Origin of the sequence: Guptibacillus hwajinpoensis (assembly GCF_001039475.1) — a bacterium.
Lineage (GTDB): Bacteria > Bacillota > Bacilli > Bacillales > Guptibacillaceae > Guptibacillus > Guptibacillus hwajinpoensis.
The window spans coordinates 79,084-99,289 of record NZ_LELK01000001.1 but is presented as its reverse complement, the minus strand read 5'-3'; the positions used below and the strand labels follow the sequence as shown (position 1 = coordinate 99,289).

Annotated in this window: 20 protein-coding genes, 1 tRNA gene, 2 pseudogenes and 1 riboswitch; of the genes and pseudogenes, 4 read left to right on the top strand and 19 right to left on the bottom strand. The window is 39.9% G+C overall.

Features of this window, described 5'->3' with window-relative positions:
• Window positions 1-9: 9 nt before the first annotated feature.
• The 5 genes and pseudogenes from AB986_RS00540 to AB986_RS00520 all read right to left on the bottom strand — a co-directional run bounded on the left by AB986_RS00540 (window position 10) and on the right by AB986_RS00520 (window position 5,867).
• Window positions 10-912: a patatin-like phospholipase family protein gene (locus tag AB986_RS00540; protein ID WP_048308938.1), complete on the bottom strand. Its 903-nt coding sequence runs from the start codon at window positions 910-912 to the stop codon at window positions 10-12.
• Window positions 913-992: 80 nt separating this feature from the next.
• Window positions 993-1,424 carry a transcriptional regulator MntR gene (gene mntR, locus AB986_RS00535; RefSeq protein WP_048308937.1) on the bottom strand — a complete coding sequence of 144 codons (432 nt, stop codon included), beginning with the start codon at window positions 1,422-1,424 and terminating at the stop codon, window positions 993-995.
• A gap of 234 nt (window positions 1,425-1,658) precedes the next feature.
• Window positions 1,659-3,431 (bottom strand): annotated as a pseudogene (locus AB986_RS00530) (vitamin B12-dependent ribonucleotide reductase); the annotation flags it as partial.
• Between the two features lie 401 nt (window positions 3,432-3,832).
• A pseudogene (locus AB986_RS00525) lies at window positions 3,833-4,624 on the bottom strand (ribonucleotide reductase N-terminal alpha domain-containing protein); the annotation flags it as partial.
• Window positions 4,625-5,036: 412 nt separating this feature from the next.
• Window positions 5,037-5,867, bottom strand: a complete 831-nt coding sequence (locus AB986_RS00520; RefSeq protein ID WP_048308936.1) for a lipoate--protein ligase family protein — start codon at window positions 5,865-5,867, stop codon at window positions 5,037-5,039.
• A 264-nt stretch (window positions 5,868-6,131) separates the two neighbouring features.
• On the opposite strand from AB986_RS00520, the gene AB986_RS00515 reads away from it, so the two are divergent.
• Window positions 6,132-6,512 carry a rhodanese-like domain-containing protein gene (locus tag AB986_RS00515; protein ID WP_048308935.1) on the top strand — a complete coding sequence of 127 codons (381 nt, stop codon included), beginning with the start codon at window positions 6,132-6,134 and terminating at the stop codon, window positions 6,510-6,512.
• Window positions 6,513-6,750: 238 nt separating this feature from the next.
• On the opposite strand, the gene gcvPB is transcribed toward AB986_RS00515, so the two are convergent.
• From gcvPB to gcvT, 3 genes are read right to left on the bottom strand one after another with little or no spacing between them, the layout of a single operon-like run.
• Window positions 6,751-8,214, bottom strand: coding sequence for an aminomethyl-transferring glycine dehydrogenase subunit GcvPB (gene gcvPB / locus AB986_RS00510; RefSeq protein ID WP_048308934.1), 1,464 nt, complete (start codon window positions 8,212-8,214; stop codon window positions 6,751-6,753).
• Window positions 8,211-9,554, bottom strand: a complete 1,344-nt coding sequence (gcvPA, locus tag AB986_RS00505) for an aminomethyl-transferring glycine dehydrogenase subunit GcvPA (RefSeq protein ID WP_048308933.1) — start codon at window positions 9,552-9,554, stop codon at window positions 8,211-8,213. Before gcvPA ends, gcvPB begins: the two co-directional genes overlap by 4 nt.
• 25 nt (window positions 9,555-9,579) lie before the next feature.
• A complete protein-coding gene (gene gcvT, locus AB986_RS00500; RefSeq protein ID WP_048308931.1) occupies window positions 9,580-10,680 on the bottom strand; it encodes a glycine cleavage system aminomethyltransferase GcvT in 1,101 nt (366 codons plus the stop codon).
• A gap of 154 nt (window positions 10,681-10,834) precedes the next feature.
• A riboswitch (glycine riboswitch) is annotated at window positions 10,835-10,923 on the bottom strand.
• 209 nt (window positions 10,924-11,132) lie between these two features.
• Between gcvT and AB986_RS00495 the strand changes: the two genes are divergently transcribed.
• Together AB986_RS00495 and AB986_RS00490 are read left to right on the top strand one after the other, a co-directional pair.
• A complete protein-coding gene (locus AB986_RS00495; protein WP_048308930.1) occupies window positions 11,133-12,812 on the top strand; it encodes a DEAD/DEAH box helicase in 1,680 nt (559 codons plus the stop codon).
• The gene (locus AB986_RS00490; RefSeq protein ID WP_048308929.1) at window positions 12,790-13,587 is read left to right on the top strand and encodes a YqhG family protein; all 798 of its coding nucleotides are present in this window, start codon (window positions 12,790-12,792) and stop codon (window positions 13,585-13,587) included. Before AB986_RS00495 ends, AB986_RS00490 begins: the two co-directional genes overlap by 23 nt.
• Before the next feature lie 25 nt (window positions 13,588-13,612).
• On the opposite strand, the gene AB986_RS00485 is transcribed toward AB986_RS00490, so the two are convergent.
• The 10 genes from AB986_RS00485 to AB986_RS00440 all read right to left on the bottom strand — a co-directional run bounded on the left by AB986_RS00485 (window position 13,613) and on the right by AB986_RS00440 (window position 19,292).
• Window positions 13,613-13,795: a YqzE family protein gene (locus AB986_RS00485; RefSeq protein ID WP_048308928.1), complete on the bottom strand. Its 183-nt coding sequence runs from the start codon at window positions 13,793-13,795 to the stop codon at window positions 13,613-13,615.
• Window positions 13,796-13,852: 57 nt separating this feature from the next.
• The gene (locus AB986_RS00480; protein ID WP_048308926.1) at window positions 13,853-14,350 is read right to left on the bottom strand and encodes a shikimate kinase; all 498 of its coding nucleotides are present in this window, start codon (window positions 14,348-14,350) and stop codon (window positions 13,853-13,855) included.
• Window positions 14,347-14,772: a competence type IV pilus minor pilin ComGG gene (gene comGG, locus AB986_RS00475; protein ID WP_084006353.1), complete on the bottom strand. Its 426-nt coding sequence runs from the start codon at window positions 14,770-14,772 to the stop codon at window positions 14,347-14,349. Before comGG ends, AB986_RS00480 begins: the two co-directional genes overlap by 4 nt.
• Window positions 14,723-15,148: a competence type IV pilus minor pilin ComGF gene (locus tag AB986_RS00470; protein ID WP_048308924.1), complete on the bottom strand. Its 426-nt coding sequence runs from the start codon at window positions 15,146-15,148 to the stop codon at window positions 14,723-14,725. Before AB986_RS00470 ends, comGG begins: the two co-directional genes overlap by 50 nt.
• A complete protein-coding gene (locus AB986_RS22165; protein WP_048308923.1) occupies window positions 15,138-15,461 on the bottom strand; it encodes a hypothetical protein in 324 nt (107 codons plus the stop codon). The genes AB986_RS00470 and AB986_RS22165 overlap by 11 nt, the downstream gene beginning before the upstream one ends.
• Complete coding sequence (comGD, locus tag AB986_RS00460) at window positions 15,445-15,900, bottom strand: competence type IV pilus minor pilin ComGD (RefSeq protein WP_048308922.1); 456 nt, start codon at window positions 15,898-15,900, stop codon at window positions 15,445-15,447. The genes AB986_RS22165 and comGD overlap by 17 nt, the downstream gene beginning before the upstream one ends.
• A complete protein-coding gene (gene comGC / locus AB986_RS00455) occupies window positions 15,881-16,216 on the bottom strand; it encodes a competence type IV pilus major pilin ComGC (RefSeq protein ID WP_048308921.1) in 336 nt (111 codons plus the stop codon). Before comGC ends, comGD begins: the two co-directional genes overlap by 20 nt.
• A 13-nt stretch (window positions 16,217-16,229) precedes the next feature.
• Window positions 16,230-17,258 (bottom strand): competence type IV pilus assembly protein ComGB, encoded by a 1,029-nt coding sequence (gene comGB, locus AB986_RS00450; RefSeq protein ID WP_048308920.1) that lies wholly within the window; start codon window positions 17,256-17,258, stop codon window positions 16,230-16,232.
• The gene (gene comGA, locus AB986_RS00445) at window positions 17,233-18,315 is read right to left on the bottom strand and encodes a competence type IV pilus ATPase ComGA (RefSeq protein ID WP_152670896.1); all 1,083 of its coding nucleotides are present in this window, start codon (window positions 18,313-18,315) and stop codon (window positions 17,233-17,235) included. The genes comGB and comGA overlap by 26 nt, the downstream gene beginning before the upstream one ends.
• A gap of 110 nt (window positions 18,316-18,425) precedes the next feature.
• On the bottom strand, window positions 18,426-19,292 hold the full coding sequence (locus AB986_RS00440; protein ID WP_048308919.1) for an alpha/beta fold hydrolase: 867 nt from the start codon (window positions 19,290-19,292) through the stop codon (window positions 18,426-18,428).
• Between the two features lie 317 nt (window positions 19,293-19,609).
• On the opposite strand from AB986_RS00440, the gene AB986_RS00435 reads away from it, so the two are divergent.
• Window positions 19,610-19,684, top strand: a tRNA-Gln gene (locus AB986_RS00435).
• Window positions 19,685-19,690: 6 nt separating this feature from the next.
• Here AB986_RS00435 and AB986_RS00430 read toward each other — a convergent pair.
• Complete coding sequence (locus AB986_RS00430) at window positions 19,691-20,074, bottom strand: Spx/MgsR family RNA polymerase-binding regulatory protein (protein ID WP_048308918.1); 384 nt, start codon at window positions 20,072-20,074, stop codon at window positions 19,691-19,693.
• Between the last annotated feature and the right edge of the window lie 132 nt (window positions 20,075-20,206).

Genomic DNA, 20,206 nt, shown 5'->3' with positions numbered 1-20,206 from the left:
CTAGCGTTTTTATGTGAAATCAGGTAGTTTCCTCCACGTATCCAGGAACTTCGATGTACGATCTTTTCCTAGTTGAATTAACTTTTTTTGCCCTTGTCTTTCCAACTTGAATTCTGTCGTCACATCTTGATTGACAGGAATAAAGACGATATTCTGAGCTTTTTGCTCATCAATATACCTTGCATCATGTGCTTGTTTCATTGTTTCAAACAGTGCATGATACATATCTACTGCGTTCGAGATTTTATGTTCCGATACGTGTTCGAAATTTGCACTTAATTGAAATCCTAGTACTGGCCGCACTGCTTTCTGTTTATCTTCGGGCTGAAAAACCCACAATGGAAAGTTACTTAATATACCGCCATCTACGATGTAATGTTTTTTGCCATCAATAGTATAGAGTGGTTGTGGTTTAAAAAAGAATGGTAAACTCGCACTCAACCGCACTGCTTTTGCAACAGAAAACTGCTCTGGTACAAATCCATATTGCTCAAGATCATCAGGGATGACGACTAGGCGGCCTTTTGTGATATCAGACACAATAATTTTCAGAGACCCTTCAGGTAAGTCACCAAACGTCTCTATCCCTTTTTTCTTCAAAAGTTCCCCAACCCAACTTTCTAAGTCTTTTCCCGAGTAAAGCCCTAAATTCCAATAAAGCATCAGCCATCTCATAAGAGGAAAAGTGAAGCCAGGATTTCGTTCTAATAATGTTGTTAAATCAGTATCGAGTAATATTTTCTCAAGTTCATTGCCCTTGTAACCAGCTATAATAAGAGCTGCCATCAAGGCCCCAGCGCTTGTTCCAGCCGTTCGCTTAAATGTGAGACCTCGTTTTTCGACGGCTTGAAGTGCTCCTACGAGTGCAATTCCCTTTACGCCACCACCGGAAAATACGCCGTCAATAAACACATGCCCGCCCCCCTTTCCACCTTATTACAGCGTAAGCTCAGCAAATGACTTTTAGTACACAAAAAGAGCAATCCGAATAATTATTCGGATTGCTCTTCATTTTGACGCTGCACTTCACGCAGCTCTTCTACACGTTTACCCGTCTCTTCAAAATATTGAACAAGATCGCCTATTCGATCAATTGCATCCCAACTGAGATGATGTTCAATACCTTCAACATCTTCGTATATATTTTCCTCATTGACCCCGATAACACTTAGAAATTGTTCAAGCAAAGCATGGCGATCAACGAGACGCTTGCCAAGCTTTTTTCCTTTAGGAGTAAGCATAAAGCCGCGATATTTTTCGTATACGACATATTTACCTTTATCTAATTTTTGAATCATTTTCGTTACCGAGGAGGGATGTACCTCTAGTGCTTCCGCGATGTCGGATACGCGGGCATAACCTTTTCCGTCTATTAGTGCATAAATACGTTCGATATAATCTTCCATACTTGGAGTAGTGGCCATTGGATTCCCTCCATCTTTTATTCCATTTAAGCCAGACAATAAAAGCATACACCATAGTATGGGCTGATACAAGGAAAGGTTCCATCGCTTTTATGACTAACATAATGAGTTAAGAAAAGCATTATCCAGGCAGTACAGTAAGGAATCAAGTGCTCATTACTTAATACCTAGGATTTGAAACAACACAAAAAATTGAAGGATTGACCTCTTCGGCAATCCTTCAATCTTATTATTTTATAGTCCGCATTTTAACTGTGCACTACAGTTATCACACGTGTTACATCCACCAATTTCTTTAACCTGTCCTTTTCTACAAACCGGACAAGTATTACCTACTTCTGAACCAATCGTAACGTCTGTTGCACGAAGGTCGGTAATGGTGTCTACAAGAACAACTTGCTTTTTCTCTTGCATCCCATCATCGAATTCAAGCTGTTCAAACGAATTTTCTTCCGCTTTAAGTGTTAGAACTTGAGAATCACGACTGCCATCTACATAAACAGTTCCACCTTTTGCGCCACCGTTATAAAGACGCTCATATACAGCTTCGACTTGCTTAACTGTGTAGCCTTTAGGTGCATTAACTGTTTTGGAAATAGAACTATCAACCCAACGCTGAATAACGCATTGTGTATCAGCATGATCTTCAGGCGCAAGCTCCATTGCAGAAACAAACCATTCAGGTAGCTTTTCTGTGTCAGCATCTGGATTTCTTTCGAAGTACTCTGCTAAAATATCAGCTTTAACTTCAATGAATTTACCGAGTCTTCCACTTCTGTAGTAAGAGAAGGAGAAATAAGGCTCAAGTCCAGTTGATACGCCTACCATTGTACCTGTGCTTCCTGTTGGGGCAACTGTCAAAAGGTGTGAATTTCGGATTCCATAATCCAGAATACTTTCGCGTACATCATTCGGCATTTGTTGCATGTAGCCCGTGTTTACAAATGCTTCACGAAGACGATTAGTTTCTTCTAGTGTTGAGCCCTCAAGGAATGGGAAACTGCCTTTTTCTTTCGCTAAGTCAACAGATGCACGATACGCCGTTGTTGCAATTGTTTCAAAGATTTGATCAGTTAACTCATTACCTTCTTTTGATCCATAAACCGTTTCACAATAAATAAGAAGGTCATGCAGCCCCATTACACCTAGACCCACTCTTCGTTCACCGAGAGCCTGTTTTTCATTCTCGTCTAGGAAATACGGTGTTGCGTTTATGACGTTATCCTGCATACGTACGCCAACTTCAACAGTTTCCTTTAACTTATCAAAGTCAACTGTTTTCGTTTCTTTGTTTGCCATTTCTGCAAGGTTTACTGCTGCTAAGTTACAAACCGAATACGGAGCGAGAGGTTGCTCTCCACAAGGGTTTGTCGCAACTACCTTTTGTCCGTAAGATGTAGCATTGGTTTTTTCATTCGCATTATCGATAAAGAAAATACCTGGCTCAGCAGAATAAGTAGCACAAATATTAATTAGATCCCACAGGTCTTTCGCCTTTACTTTACGGTAAGTTCTAACAGGGAAACCTTGATCCTTCCAATCGCGAACATCACCAGATTCATGCCAATTCTCATTGTAAAGAGCCATCTGCTCCTTAGAATAGTTCTCAACATCTGGGAACCGTAGTTCATATTCTCCATCAGTCTCTACAGCATCCATGAAATCTTTCGTAAGGCAAACTGAAATGTTAGCACCTGTCAAAAAGTCAGGGTTATGGACAGAATACGTGCCGCCTGTAAGAAGCTTTTCTTGCGCATCTTGCATTACCTTCTCTTCAAATCCACCAGTACCGGGAATGCTTCGATAATTTAGGATACTCTGGTACATTGATCTTTCTGATTCGGATAACGGAGTGAATTTCAATTTATCTTCGGCAAGCTTTTTAATTTGCTCGTCTTTCGTATTCTCAACAAGAAAACGAAGAATACGCGGATTTTGCATCTTAGAAATAATAAATTCAATAATATCTGGATGCCAGTCAGCTAGCATAATCATTTGAGCTCCACGCAATTGTTACTCACTATAATTAGTGGGGATGGTCATTTCTGCCATCCTCTCATGCTTTCACATGAGATCAGACTATATCATCAAAGAAAGAAATTATTAGCTTGTATCATTTCTTCTTTGTCTCGCGCCTCATAGCCCCGTTGCCGATTACTATGATTTACTCCTTCCATTATCTCCAAGATAGTTCCCACCTTATTTAGGATGACTCTATTATATTGGATTTTAGGAAGTTTCAATAGTCGTTGAACCTTTATCTTTGTTTCCAAAGATACTTGGCTGCTGATTGCCCAATCTTTCTTCTTTTTTAACCATCACGCTCACTGTCGCCAGTCACGTTGTGGTGAAGAAAGCTCTGAGGGTGTTCCAGCAATTCACGAGATTTTATTCCCGCCATGGACTTAACGGGACCCACCTTGTTCAACAAGATGTGTTAACTTCGCAATGTCATCAAGCCAGGAAACGGACCCTGAAGACTTGCCGTTAACTCCTCTTGCAAGCGTATTTCGAGGTCTCAGCGTTGAGCCGTTTGTTCCAACTCCACCGCCCCTGCTCATTATTTCCATCACCTGTTTGCGGTGTTCCGAAATGCCCTCTCTTGAATCTTGCGGGAATGGCATAACATAACAATTGAAGTAGGTTACTTCTGTATCAGCTCCTGCTCCGTAAAGAACACGACCTGCTGGAACAAAGTTGAGAGAAGAAAGTTCATTATAGAACCGGCCTTCCCAATATTTCTTTTCCCCTTCTGTTTTCTCTACATCAGCAAGACCACGTGCATTTCTGCGTGCGATCTGCTCGTAAAAAACTTCAAGTGGCTTCTCAATCACATCAAGTGATCGAATAATCATCCCAGACTCACGTTCTTCTTCAGTATCTAGCACACCGACATAATCTTCGTGTACTGCTACAGTCGCTTTATTTGATTCATAATGAAGTTCTTCAATAAACCCAAGTCCACGAGCCGGAAACTTCGGATCTTCTTTAATTGTAAGAACGACGAAATCACCTTTTTGCAGCGTGCGTTTTTCGGTATCTTTAAACGCATAGCGATCAAGCATAACCAGACGACTAACACCTTTGTGTGTTAAATGCATGTCCTTGCTAATCGGTTGAACCTGCGTAAACATTTCAATGTCTTTATTTAACTGTTCAATGTTAATTGACCTTCTTCTTTCATCAGTTTGAATAGTCATATAACCCCTCCATTTCGACATTTATACATATATAGGTTTATCTAGATGTGTATAAAAGCAATGTTTCTTATTGATTAATAGTAGCACATGTCCATCACACAGACAATCATTTTAACCCATATATAGTATCAATTAATATTCAGACAATACTACATATAGTAAAAATGGTGAATGAAGTGAATTTGTCAACTTTCAAATACAGTGAAAACAAAAGATTTTACTCGGATATTCAAGATACACTACGAAGAACATTGAAAAAAGAGGAATTTTGTCTATTGCACATCGTGCACATCTCTGTGCACTCGACTCCACCACTTTCCAATTCATTTATTTCTTTACCTTATGTACCATCTATAAGATTAGAACATTTGTTCTTGTTAAGTCAATAGGAAAAAGCACCCTAGTTAGGTGCTTATTTGCTGTAATTCCATTCATCACTTGCATATTTTTCTTTGGCAAGTTGAACAACATAGCTCTCTTGTTCATCAGATAATTTGTATGGGACCAGGTCAATATTAAGTCCTTTTTCAAATCCAACGTAGAAAGCCTCTACCGCTTCTTCCACCGATACTTGTGTAGGACGAAGTGCATTAATTGCTACTGCTTTTTTGCGAAAGCCTCTTTGCATTCGTTCTCTTATACGATCATTTTTGAAGTTAAAGCAATCAAAAAGCTTGTCCTCATCAATATCAAGGAGAATCGACCCGTGTTGGAGAATGACACCTTTTTGTCTTGTTTGTGCGCTTCCTGCAACTTTTCTGCCTTCCACAACTAGCTCATAATAGGAGGGAGAATCGAAACAAACGCCTGATCGAGGTTCGCGAAGCTCCGCTTTTTCTTCTTCGGTCTTAGGAACAGCAAAGTATGCGTCAAGCCCTAACTTTTGAAAACCTATTAAAAGGCCTTCCGAAATCACCCGATAAGCCTCTGTCACTGTAGAAGGCATATCCGGATAGTCTTCTGTCACAATTACGCTGTATGTAACTTCTTTATCGTGCAAAACAGCTCTTCCACCAGTCGGCCTTCTTACAAAACCAAGTTCATACTCTTTAACAGCTTCTAAATTAATATCTCGTTCAACTTGTTGAAAATACCCAATTGATAAGGTTGCAGGGTTCCAACCATAGAAACGTATAACTGGTGGAATTAACCCTTCACTGTGCCATTTTAGTAACGCTTCATCAAGCGCCATATTATACTCTGGAGAACGTTTACCAGAATCAATAAATGCCCATTGTTTCATTATAGGAGCCCCTTTATTACGCTAGTATTCTAACACCTATTTTATTCTAGCAGAGGATAAAATAGATGACCATTGAACTTACTTATTTATGACTAATGAACTAGCTTACATTCCCACATTTACTTCCCTTTTGACTAAAGGATTAGAAAGACCGTACAATCGATCATTCTTTTATTTATTCCATGTTATTTTCTTTTGCGGAAAACTGAAAAGACGTGTAAACTTAAAGTTGTCGATTTTACTTGAAAGGGTGTAACACATTTTATGGAATGGATTATCGCAATCGCACTACTTGTCGCGTTTATTGTCTATATTGTCATTTCGCGATTCATGCAGAAGAAGAATGTGAAAACGTTAACTGAAGAAGAATTCCGTGCAGGGTATCGTAAAGCTCAACTAATTGATGTTCGTGAACCTAATGAGTTTGACAACGGTCATGTTCTTGGCGCTAGAAATATTCCTGTCAGTCAGCTTAAAATGCGCATTAAAGAAATACGTAAAGATCAGCCTGTCTATATGTACGATTACAACGGCGTTATTGTAGCCCGTGCTGCAAGCATTCTACGGAAACAAGGCATTAAAGATTTGTATCAACTGAAAGGCGGCTTCAAAAAATGGGGCGGCAAAGTTAAGAAGAAGAAGTAGAAAAAGCAGCTGCACATCGGCAGCTGCTTTTCTATTAGCTATGTTAGCTCATATTTTTGATTTCTCTTTGGCTCATTCGAGTGAAACATCAGTTTCACTCGCCTTTCAGCTCAGGCGATTGGTCACCGCAGGACGTAAATGAGCCAAAAATCACCACTGTCCATAAACAAAGCTTTTCTATTAAATTCAATTTCACCATCAATGAGGAGATCAAGTACCTCACTGATGTTTTTTTATATTACGCCTTTTGATAACGTAAAATCGGTTTTCTAGCTGCTGTTGTTTCATCAAGACGACCGATAACTGTCGTGTGCGGTGCTTCTTGTACAATCTCTGGATTGTCTTCTACTTCCTTTGCAATTTGAAGCAGACGATCACAAAACTCATCTAAGGTTTCTTTCGATTCTGTCTCTGTTGGTTCAATCATCATACATTCCTCTACATTAATAGGGAAGTAAATGGTTGGAGGATGATACCCAAAGTCAAGCAGTCGCTTCGCCATATCTAGCGTACGAACCCCGAGTTTCTTTTGATTCTTACCCGAGATAACAAACTCATGCTTACAATGCTGTTTATACGGAAGAACAAATGCACCTTCCAAACGTCTCATCATGTAGTTGGCGTTCAAAACAGCATTCTCCGAAACTTGCTTCAACCCTTCAGGACCCATTGTACGGATGTAAGTGTAGGCCCGAACATTAATACCAAAATTACCGTAGTAAGGTTTAACTCGACCAATTGATTGAGGTCGATCATATTCAAAACGATAAGCTCCATCCTCTTTTACTAGCACAGGTTTAGGGAGATAAGGAATTAAATCAGCCTTCACACCAACCGGACCAGACCCAGGACCGCCCCCACCGTGAGGGCCAGTGAATGTTTTATGAAGATTCAAATGCACAACATCAAAGCCCATGTCTCCAGGACGAGCTGCTCCCATGATTGCATTCATGTTCGCACCATCATAATAAAGCTTTCCGCCCGCATTATGAATAATTTCAGCCATCTCCGTAATTTGTTCTTCAAATAGACCTAGTGTATTCGGATTAGTGAGCATGAGAGCAGCCGTATCTCCGTCTACTACTCTCTTCAAGTCTTCAAGATCAACTAGACCTTTTTCATTTGATTTAACTGTTACTGCTTCAAATCCTGCAACCGTCGCTGAAGCTGGATTTGTTCCATGCGCAGAGTCAGGAACGATAACTTTTGTACGATTATAATCTCCGTTTGCTTCATGATAAGCGCGGATCATCATGAGTCCAGTCCATTCCCCATGCGCACCGGCAGCAGGCTGAAGTGTAACTTCGTCCATACCTGTGACAGCCACAAGGTTCTGTTGGAGGTTATACATCATTTCAAGTGCACCCTGCACCGTTTCTTCCTCCTGTAGTGGATGAATAAATGCAAAACCTGGGTATCTTGCTACGTCTTCATTAATCTTAGGATTGTACTTCATCGTACATGATCCTAGCGGATAGAAGCCTGAATCTACACCATGGTTACGCTTTGATAACGCAGTATAATGACGCATGAGTTGAAGTTCCGAAACTTCAGGAAGCTCTGGTTCGTTTTTGCGATTAAATTCTTCCGGTAGCCATTCGTCAAGATCAACATCAGGAACATCAAGTTCCGGAAGACTATACGAAATTCGTCCTGGCTCACTCAGTTCAAAAATCAAAGCCTGGTCTTTAGTTGTTTTCATTGTGCTCCCCCCACTTCTTCTGCAAATGCATCAATTTCATCTTTCGTACGATTCTCCGTTACTGCAATCAACATGTGGTTTGCAAGCTCTGGATAGTCACGACCAAGATCATACCCACCAATAAAGCCTTTTTGGATTAACTTACGATTAAGTTCTTTAACGGAACCATTTAATTTAACGACGAATTCATTGAAGTAAACACCATCAAACACTGTTTCAATACCGGCTTTCTTCAATTGCGCCTTTGCATAATGAGCCTTTTTGATATTTTGCTCAGCCATCTTTCGAACACCTTCTTTACCAAGCGCACTCATCGCTACTGAAGAAGCTAGTGCATTTAATGCCTGATTGGAACAAATGTTAGAAGTCGCTTTATCACGTCGTATATGCTGCTCACGTGCCTGAAGGGTAAGAACAAACCCGCGTTGTCCTTCATCATCAGTCGTTTGCCCAATTAATCGACCTGGGACCTTACGCATAAGTTTTTTCGTTACAGCAAAGTACCCACAGTGAGGTCCACCAAACTGTGCAGGAATGCCAAACGGTTGACAGTCTCCTACAACAATATCTGCTCCCATTTCGCCTGGCGGTGTTAAACGTCCAAGTGCAAGGGGGTTACTTGATACAACAAACATTGCTTTTTGTTCATGAACAAGCTTCTCTATCTCTGGTAACGGCTCTAACTGACCGAAGAAGTTTGGATATTGAATCATTACACAAGCTGTGTTTTCGTCAATTTCACTCTGAAGCTTATCAAGATCCGTTAAACCATCTACAGTGTCTACTTCTGTAACAGAAAGGTGCTGCCCTCTTGCATATGTGTCAATAACCGCGCGAGCTTCAGGATGCACAGCCTTGGAAACGATAATCTTCTTTTTCTTCGTCTGACCTGCACTTAAAAGACCTGCTTCTGCTAGAGCAGTTGGTCCATCGTACATAGATGAGTTCGCAACTTCCATTCCTGTAAGCTCACTAATCATTGTTTGGAACTCAAAAATGGCCTGTAATTCTCCCTGCGAAATTTCGGGCTGGTACGGTGTGTACGCCGTGTAGAATTCAGAGCGGCGAATAACATGGTCAACAACAGATGGAATGGCATGATCATAAACACCAGCACCCAAGAATGATACGTTCTCTTGAGTATTGGCATTTTTGGAAGCGAGTTTAGACATATAGCGAATAAGCTCTGGTTCAAAAAGCTGTTTCTCTACATTAAGTACACCTTTAAAACGGATAGATTCTGGAATATCTTCAAAAAGTTCCTGAACAGATTTTACTCCAATGGTTTCAAGCATTTCCTTGCGATCTTGATCAGTTGTTGGCAGGTAACGATGTTTCATCTCTCTTCTCCTCCTCGGTATTCCTTTATTTCTCTCGCTTATAGAATGGTGATGGAACGACTTTTGCACTTACTCGTTTTTTTCTGATTTCGACATCTAGTTCTGTACCAATGTCTGTGTACTCTTTCTTAAGTAAAGCAAGACCAACGTTTTTCTTTAATGTAGGTGACTGCGTTCCTGTTGTTACTTCACCAATAAGCTCTTCACCTTTATATACCGGATAATGCGTGCGTGGAATACCTCGATCAATCATTTCAATTCCAACGAGTTTTCGTTTAAGTCCGTTTTCCTTTTGAGCCACAAGTGCACTTTTGCCAATAAATTCTGCTTCTTTACCGGTCTTAACAGCAAAGCCAATTCCAGCTTCAAGCGGAGAGATATCCTTTGTTAATTCTTGACCATACAGAGCGAGCTTTGCTTCAAAACGTAACGTATCTCGTGAACCGAGACCACAAGGTAGAATGTGTTCAGGCTCTCCAGTAGCTAGAATGACGTTCCACAGAGCGGGTGCATCTTCCCAAGCTGTGTAAAGTTCAAATCCGTCTTCTCCTGTATATCCCGTTCTTGAGACAAGTGTATTAATACCATCAAGCTTTACATCACTTTGGAACTTAAAGAAACCAATTGAACTTAAATCTGTACTAGTAAGACGTTGTAAAATCGCTTCCGCTTGAGGCCCCTGTATAGCAAGTTGTGCCATCTCACTTGAAATATTCTTAATGGAAACACCAGCTTCAAGGTGCTTTTCCAACCATTCATAATCTTTCTCTGTATTCGCCGCGTTCACAACGAGTAGATAGTGATCTTCTGCATGTTTATAAACAAGCAGATCGTCAACAGTTCCACCATCTTCGTAGCACATCGCTGTATATTGAGCACCATTTATCTTTAGTTTACTAACATCGTTCGTCATCATCTTCTGAAGGTAAGCAAGTGCCTGCTCTCCTCTTACTTCAACTTCTCCCATATGCGAGACATCGAAGAGACCCGCGCGAGTTCGAACAGCTTCATGTTCTTCTTTAATGCTCGAAAATTGGACAGGAAGTGCCCAACCTCCAAAGTCAATCGTTTTTGCTCCCATTGCTTGATAGGTTTCATATAATGGTGTTTTTAATAAGGAATTCATCTTATTACCTCCCTGAGTCGTTTATCAGTACAAAAAAAGGACAGAGAAACCCGCTGTAAAAAGCGCAGTTTCTCTGTCCCGTTGACCTGAAAGTTTCTTCTCACAATAGCGAGAATTACATCTTTGGCGGCTATTATAGCTCTCTCCAGAGGTGCGTCTAGCAAGAGTCTTTTTGCCTGAGAGATTCACAAATTTGCTTGCTCCTTCGGCGCTGCATACAGCAGTCTCTCCTCTTGCTTTCATTCGCCTATTTTCAGTTTTAAGGTATTGGATTACTTTGTTTGATTCATACTAGTAATGCTTTCGATTTCAATCCTACCACTACCTGAGTAAGGTTGGCAACAATCTTTTTAAGATTGTAAGTATTTGTACGAATAAATTAAAAGCGAACGTTAATACATATTTATTATTTATCATTCGTAATTAACCTCTTGCAAGAAAGGGTTTTCATAATGAGGACAGAACTACATTTCGATCAAGAATGGACGAATAATTTTATCAAGCAAATAGAAGAAGATGGCCCATGGGCAAATTGGGAGCTTTTTAAACTTGCTATTGAAGCAGAAAAACATACCGCAATCCCATCTTTTACGGGTTTACAGGCGCCAGCACACCTACCGCACCTAACTCCTCACCCCTATCAACTCGAAGCTGCACGTCGAGTTGTCGAAGAAATGAATGGAAAGGCAATTTTGGCTGACGAGGTAGGTTTAGGGAAAACCATTGAAGCTGGTCTTATCATTAAAGAATATATGATTAGAGGACTAGTCAAAAAGGTTTTGATTCTCGTTCCAGCATCGCTTGTTTCACAGTGGGCTATTGAGTTAAATCAAAAGTTCTATATTCCTGCGGTTGTTCAACGTAAAAGCTACGTTTGGGATCAGTGTGATGTAATTGTTTCTTCCATTGATACAGCAAAACGTGAGCCACACCGTTCTATTGTATATGACCAGCAATACGATATGGTTATTATTGATGAAGCCCATAGACTGAAAAACAGTCGAACAAAAAACTATGAGTTTGTTCAACACCTTCCTAAAAAATTCTGCCTTCTCTTAACAGCAACACCCGTCCAGAATCGTTTGGATGAAGTATTTAATCTCGTCTCCCTTCTTAAACCAGGTCATCTAGGAAGCTATGAGAACTTCGAGAAAGATTATAAAGGCAAAGAAAAAAGTATAGAAGATGAGGAAAGACTGAAAGCATTAATTCAGAAAGTGATGGTGCGAAACCGTCGTGAAGATACAGGTATGGACTGGCCTGAACGTATTGTTGAAACGGTTCCAATTACGTTAAGCCCTGAAGAAGAGGATCTTTATCGATCCGTTGAGGCTTTAAAGAAAGAACCTGTCGCAACAAGAAGCCAATTCTCAATTATTACCTTATTAAGAGAAATCTGTTCAAGTCGAGAGGCCGCGTACATGACACTTAAGAAAATGCTAGAGAAAGAAAACGTCACTGATCAAGCTCGCTCATTAATGACTGAGCTAATCAAAAAGATTGAGGGTGTTCCAACAAACTCGAAAGCTCAAAAAGCTCTTGAGCTCATCCAATCAATCGAAGGTAAAGTGATCATCTTTACAGAATACCGTGCAACCCAACTCTATCTTCAATGGTTCCTAAAAGAACACGGGATCACTTCTGTTCCATTCAGAGGTGGCTTTAAACGTGGCAAAAAGGATTGGATGAAAGAACTATTTAAGAATCATGCAAAGGTTCTTATTGCAACAGAAGCTGGTGGTGAAGGTATCAACCTTCAATTCTGTCAGCATGTTATCAATTATGACCTTCCTTGGAATCCAATGAGAATTGAACAGCGAATTGGCCGAATCCATCGGCTTGGACAGGAAAGCGACGTTCACATTTACAATTTTGCTACAAAACATACAGTGGAAGAGCATATCCTAACTCTGCTTTATGAAAAAATCCAACTTTTTGAAAGCGTAATTGGACAGTTAGATGAAATTCTAACACGACTCGGCATGCGTGATATCGAAAAGCACATTTCTGATATATTACTTCACTCTGAAAGTGAAGGTGAAATCCGCATTAAGATGGAAAATATTAAGGAATTAATTAACTACCAGCAGAATCAGAAGGAGGATACGGATGCGACAAGAAAATATTCATAATTACCTGCGCTCGTATTTCGTGGCCAACGATTGTGCCATTCTGAACGAAAGGCCCGGAGTCCTTTCCGTTCAATTAACGGTTCAACTTGATAAAGAATTGATGAACCGCCCTTTCTATTGGCATTACTTAGAGAAAATTGGTGGCACTCCACGGCCCATGTCACTTTCTCTCATTACAAACCAGCAAAGCGAGGAGAAAGGTGAGTTTATTCATTTCGGTGCTCCAAGGCTTCATCAGATCTTTTCTTCAACTAAAAAGCTCGCGTCGTCTATTCGGCTTTATGAAGAAATTCCAACAACACCGCACCAACAACTCCCCCTCCATCCATGGCTTGGGCTCAATATAAAGGTCTCTTATCAATGCGATCGAAAAAAGCACCGACTGTTATCACTCGGTTTGCATCTTGTTAGTGGCGCAGTCGTAAGTGACTTTCATGATTTACTTCTCTCAAAATCACTTACACCAAAGATTCCAGATTACACCTTTACTATTAGTCCTATCATTAAACCATCAAGTGGTTTAACGCGTCTGGAAGGCGTTGTTGACATGCTTGTCTCACAAGAAGAACACAGTTGGGCAGATGAGGCGAAAAAAAGGTGGGCAGCTGATCAACTTCTCCTCGATCAGTTCTACGATGGCAGTACCGAAGTGGAAAGCTACCATGTAGAGAAAGAAGCACTTAGGAAACAGTACGAGCCTGTTATTACTGTCGAAATCGTTAATGGAGGCATTTTCTATCTTGGGCCAGGCGTTGAATTACAAAAAAACCCATAAAAAAAGCTCGGACATTTGTCCGAGCTTAATGATTATTCTTCTTCACAAACATCGAAATTGCCATAGGAATGATGCCAAACCAACGAAACAAAAAAGGCTGTTTCGAAGCTTTTCGTTCAGCTCGCTGATTCTGTCTCTCTTCTTTAGGCTGATCAATATAAGAAACCACTTGCTGTGTCATGTATTTTACTAAATCATTTGATGACATTGTACTCATCCTTTTATAGGTATAGTCTATATTCAGGATGCCCAACTTCTGACCTATTTAACCAATAATGTCTTGTATTTCTTCAGCAATCTCACTAACAGAACGATTAGTTGTATCAATTTCAAAATGAGCTTCCCGATACAATGAAAGTCGTTCAGAAAAAATCGACTCGATTTTGGCTTTTCTATTGTCCCCCTTAAGCAAAGGTCTAGAAGAATCACCTTCAAGACGCTTCAAAATCTCCTCAGGGTCACAATGTAAGTAAATAACAATCCCATGTTTCTTCATAAATTCTCGGTTTTGTTCTTTGAGAATAATTCCTCCACCGGTACTAATAATAATATTCTTATTCGGAATTGACTCCAGAGACTGAGATTCATACTTACGAAAAGCTTCTTCACCTTCTGATGCGAAAATATCAGGAATGGCTTTACCTGTTACTTCCTCAATGTGATCATCCGTATCAATGGTTGGTACGGTTAACTCGAATGACAACTTTTCTGCAATTGTCGTTTTGCCAGAACCCATAAATCCTGTTAAGTATATCGCCCTCATCCTAATTCTTCTCCCCACTTTGTAACTTTTCCCTTTACTACATTATAGTAAAACGTAGCTGCTATACGCGTGCCTGTTTCCGTTGCTCCATTTAACTTTACTCGCAATTCATCTGTCGATTGAAATGAAATAACCGAGGTAACTGTACCTTCTTCATAAGTATAAGTCTGTTCAGTAGCTGTACTTCCGCTTTTCGTTATATATGAAATTGTATCTTTCATACCCAGGACAAGCAAGGATTCCTTTCGATCCTGCTCTTCTTCTCGATTCAAGAACTCTCTTTCGTTTTCTGTGATGATGCACAAATGTAAGATAAAGCCAATAGTAAGTGTACTCATTAGCATGACCATTGCAGTCATATACCCTAACTCATTAAGCCTCATCTGCAATTTGAAAAACCATGCGCTGCTCACTTTCTCCATTCTGTAGCTCCACCTCAATTGTTACTTTCTTCCCTAATAGATTAACCTTTACCCTACGAATATCCTGCAGTACAACCTCATGCCCAGTGCCATTTACTCTTCTTCTGATTGATGAGCCATACCGTTCATATAGTACCCGCGCACCATCCGTTTTCAATAGTTCTACCTTATCACCCACGATTGTTATTTGAGAAGCTTCCCTTACTTCCTTACAGAAAAGACGGAAAAACAACTGCGCTTCCTGATGCTGAAGATCAACACCTGTACTTTTTACTGCTGCATTCATTAAAAGAGGCATTACGCTCACAATAGCTATAAGAATTGTCACTGTAAGCATTAACTCAAGCAACGTCATGCCCTTCTCATTATTTCGCATATGGTAAACTCCTACAAATGACTGTATTTCTTTTTGGAGCAACTTGAAAGGAGACACAAAGCTTGTTTGAAATTTCTTTGAATGTATACGTAACATCATTTTTTACTTGCTCATTCGGGGGCTTATTTTCTTCTAACACAAGTTCATTCCAAAATTGTCCGAGTAGAATCGTAGCCTCTTTTCTTTCTCTAATGATTGAGCGCTCTTCATAGACATGGGCATAAAGCGGGAGGACACTTGCGGACAAAACACTTAAAAGTGACAAAGCCGTTAATGCATCAAGTAGTGTGTAGCCTTTACAGTTCCTCAACATAGAAACGACCGGCGCCAACCTGAACAACAAGCTTGTACTCCCCTCCTTCCGCATTGATAAAAAGTGTTCCTGCTTTTTGAACATTCCCATTTGCACCAAATACGATCTGATACCCAAGCGTCCCCTTCTCAATTGAAATGTGTTTTGGGATTTCACGTGTTTTAATAACATTTGAAACGTTACTTTGGATACTATACGAGTGGGTATCAGGTGAGATGGAAAATCTGTGTGATTTTCCATCTGCAAAAGATACTTCCTGTGTGTAGCGAATATCCGCTTGCATCTCTTCAAGAAAATGACGAGTTGATGAGGCTGTTTGGGTTGGTGAAATTTGAAGGAAGACAAGTGAAAGAAGAATAGAAAATGCGGAGAGTACAATTATCATTTCAATTAGTGTGTAACCATTTGAAGAAAATCTGTTAAGTAGTCGGTTTTGCAACTGATGTCACTTTCCCGTTCGTTATCGTTAAAGTTTCTCCACCAGGGCATGTTGCTTCATCCATATCTAAATATCCATCGCTAACTAACACATCCATTGAAGCAGGATATGTTTTTTTATCCGCTTTATATGCGGCCACTTGAGTTTGAGCAACCTTAACAGTCGCTTCACAACTCTTACCTTCAACGACCTCGTTGTTTTTCGTTAAACTCGGAACGGCAATTAGTAATAATACGGAAATGATCATAATAACAATCATCATTTCAATAAGCGTAAATCCCTTTTCTTGTTTAACGAAATGAACTAATTTCCTCATATTCAATCTCCTTCTAAATGGATTGTAAATAATAAAACATCGGCAATAAAATGGACATAAACATCAACATAACGACAATACCAACACCAACAAAGCTAACGGGTTGCAGTATAACAAATCCTTTCTTTACTAACTCCTGAAATCTTTCACCTACCACCTCCCCATATAGAATTAATTCACGTCCAAGGTTTCCACTAGCTTGACCATGCATGAGAATCTCTCTAAATTCAGGAACATACAATCGAGTGTTTTCAAATAAGACTTCGAGTCGCTCTCCACGCATTAACGAACTTGAGACGCGCTCAGCTTCCTCTTGAAAGAAAATAAAATGAGATTGTTTTTTAAGTAAGACATATGCTTCAGAAATGGAGAGGCCACTATGAAGAAGGAGTCCAAGGTGAAGAGACGTGTGGTGTGTGAGGTAAAGGGGAATGAAAAGGTGTGCCAATGGGAGTTTGCTATAGAAGAGCATTTTGTTAACAGCTGAAGTTCGCTTATTCTTCAGTAAGGAGGAGAGATAATAGAAGATACAAAGAAGAAAGATAATCCCCACAATAGCAGGCATAAAACGTACAAGCTCCATGAAGATTCTTGATACAAGCGGTAATGGAACATCGAGGGATTCATACAGCGCGTTAAACTGAGGCAATAAATATTTTCCTACCACAAATAACATAATTGCGGTCATCCAAAAGAGAAAGATTGGATAAGCTAGCGTGCTTCGAAGCCGCTTTTGCCATTCGCTCCTCGTTTTCATTAATTGTCCTGAGGCTGATATGCCAGTTGCAAAATCTCGTTGCTCAGACATATACAAGTACGAAAGAATATCCGGTGGGAAATGGAAATCAGAAAGCACGTCGTGAAATGAATCACCTTCTTTCAGTCTGTTCATAATTGTTTCTATGTTGAATCGTGTTTGATCATTTTGATATAGTGCGTACACTTCAAGTGCCTTTGCAAGAGAATATCCTTCTTCTAGCATTTTCCCTATGCGTGAGAGGAAATCCGCTTTCCGATCAAGCTTCCAATTGGATCGTTTCACGATTCCATAACCCCAGTTCTTTTTCTACAGTTTCTTTTTGGATATAGCCAAGCGCATAAGCTCGAAGAATTAAGTCCTTAATGGTGGATTGACCTGGGATGGATAAGGTTTCTGGCTCATTGAGAGCTTTTTGTAGATGCAATCCTGCAAGGATTTCAACAACAGCAAGCTTTCTACGACTGCGACGCTTTAAGCATTCTAAAGAACACACCTTACAGTAGGGACATTTTAGAGGCACAAGTCTTTGTGTAGCAACACCTTTTAAGGTTTGGGCAATGTAATGAAGTGGGATTCCAAATTCAAGAAGCCTTGGAATGCATTCAAGCGTGCTACCCGTATGAAGAGTCGATACGACTAGATGACCAGTCATACTCGCTCTTATCGCGAGTTGTGCGGTTTGTTCATCTCTTATTTCACCGACTACTAGAATATCTGGATCATGTCTAAGTCCAGCTTTAAAGCCTTCGTAATAGGAAAGACCCGCTTTCTCGTTTACCTCCATTTGGATAAAATCAGGATTTCTTTTCTCAATAGGATCTTCAATTGTGAGAACACGTCTATGCCGTTTAATGCTTAAGGTTTGGAGAAGTGAATACATAGTCGTTGTTTTTCCAGAACCAGTTGGACCTGTAATCATAAATAGGCCACTGTTGCAGCTCACTATTTGGAGGAGTCGATTTGCTGTTGAGGGGTAAAGAAATAGCTCTTTAAATGTATGGGTTTCATCTTGAGGAAGAATTCGAACGACGAGACTTTCGTGGTACGGGGTGGGGATCGTGGATAAACGAAGATGAAGCTTACGTGGATAGAGAATCATATCCATAGCGCCATTCTGAGGGCGACGCTTTTCACCAATGTCCATCCCACTTAGAAACTTAAAATGAGACAAGAGCTTTTCACATACCATTAACGGTAGCCACATCGCATCATATAGTCGATGATCGACGCGAAACTGAATAAGCGCTCCCTTCTCCTTCGGATGAAAATGGACGTCTGATGCACCAACTTCCATCGCTTGTTTAATGATTTCTTGACCTTTTTCTTCAATGTTCAGCAATTACACACCTTCCTTCTCATTCGATTGACGGCAAAATCAGTGAAGATTTCGGAACCGTAAGAAGAAGGATTCGCCAGCTCTTCGACAATTCCTTCTTAGTACCAAAAAAATTATGCTTGATTTGGAAAGAGCCCATTAACTGTATCCATAAACTCATCGATCACTTCCATAAATGCCTGTTCTTCTTCAAGAAATGGATAATGATTGCTTTCGTTAAAAATAGCAAGTTGAGCTTTTGGTATTTCTCTTGCCATTTCTTCTGAAAATACTACGGGACACTGAACATCATGCTTACCGCACAGAATTAAAGTTGGAGCAGTCACTTGGTGAAGTTGCTTTGTAACATCAAATTGCAGAATTTCTCTTGCAAAGAAATCCATTCGAGTTGCTGCCATCTTTTTATGTATCGATTTATCGAAATAATTTCTATACTGTTCAGGTTTATAAAGGGAGAGCTTTGTTCGCTCTGTTGAAATGAACTGACGTTTTTCGTAATCAAGTGATGGATCTTTCAACGCTTCTATGTAATCTTGCATTATATAGTGATCAGGATGCTCTTTGTGATAAATACATGCAGGCGATGATGACCCATATTCTCTTGCTGCTCCTCCAACTGCAATCAGTGCATTAAGCGATGAGGAAGCATGGATACCATATACGCAAGCTAACATTCCACCTGTAGAATGCCCAGCAAATACCCATTGACTTATTTGCAGTGCTACTCGAATACTCTCAAGATCAAAGACCGTCTCAATCATAAATAGTTCATGTGGTGCTTTTGCACAATCTGACCTACCAGCTTCTCTTAAATTCACTAAATACACCGTATGAGACTCGCTAAAAATGTCCGCAAAATAATCCCCGCTCTCGTTAAATTCCGAGTACAAATGCGTTACACAGAGTGGAGGCCCCTCTCCCTTTATGAAGACTTCAAACGTACCTCGATCTGTTTCAACGAAGTTCTGATTCCATGTCACTTTCTCATCTCTCCAATCCCCATAAGTTATAAGTCTAGAATAACTCACTTGAGATTGATACTCTCGGACTTTTTTCATTCTCATCCATTTTTACCGCACACAAAAAAGCGACACGCGGAGTATTTTCCACATATCGCTGTGACATGGATTATGTTTTTATCTTATTCATTAACTCTATAGGACATTCCATTAAAGTACATTTGCAAATAAGATCATTACTCCACCACGTTATGATCAAACAATATAAGTTATTAAAACTATATAACCCTTTGTATAAGATCTTTATTTATGATTATACTAACAGGGAAATGAACTCTTGGGCTATGGCCAAGCGGTAAGGCAACGGATTTTGATTCCGTCATGCGCTGGTTCGAATCCAGCTAGCCCAGCCATTTCCTTTACGAAACAACTGCTAGTCTCTTTTTGCGTTGCTTTAAGTTTTGTAAACCTGACTTGTTGTAGCCAACAATTAGCTTTTTACCATTTGTTACAATAGGTCTTCTAAGTAATTTCGGTTCATTGTGCATTAGTTCTAGCATTTCTGATAGAGTAAGATCTTCAATTTCAATATCAAGCCCTTTAAAAGAACTGCTTCTTCTAGCAAGGATTTCTTCAATTCCTTCTGTAGACAGTGTAATGATTTCTTTCAACTCTTCAATTGAAGGTGTATCTTTAAATAAATGACGCTCTTCAAAATCAACACCATTTTCTTTTAACCATGCTTTTGTTTTCCTACAAGATGTGCAACTTGGATAAGTATAAAACAATAATTTATCTTCCAATTTAAATCCTCCCCGATTTGTTTTCCGTTGATAACTAACTTTACCCATATTATACATCAGTTAAACAAACATTGTACAAGAAAAAGATTTGTATTTTTGTGAACGATTTGGGATAATAAATTGGAACCCTTT